We start from the raw sequence: 218 nt of genomic DNA on the forward strand, positions 1-218 counted from the left end.
CCGAAAGTCATCGCCGGTGTAAAGTTCATCGACGGAATCGAAGTCATTCCGAACACTGAAAGCCACGCCGCCTGATCAGGCCGCGTCACCCAAAATCAGCCATAGCTCAGCGCCGTACGAACGCAGCTTATCCGTGATCATAACGCGCGGCGGCGTGCCGGCGCATTTCAAGAGCTTCTTCATGAGAAGCTGCGCAGCGCGCGAGTCTCTTCGGCGCT

At 58.3% G+C, this 218-nt stretch carries 1 pseudogene; it reads right to left on the bottom strand.

Features of this window, described 5'->3' with window-relative positions:
• Positions 1–108: 108 nt before the first annotated feature.
• Positions 109–218: pseudogene (locus QJT78_RS52905) on the bottom strand (IS6 family transposase); the annotation flags it as partial.

Source organism: Bradyrhizobium sp. Mp27 (genome assembly GCF_029953005.1).
Classification (GTDB): Bacteria; Pseudomonadota; Alphaproteobacteria; order Rhizobiales; family Xanthobacteraceae; genus Bradyrhizobium; species Bradyrhizobium barranii.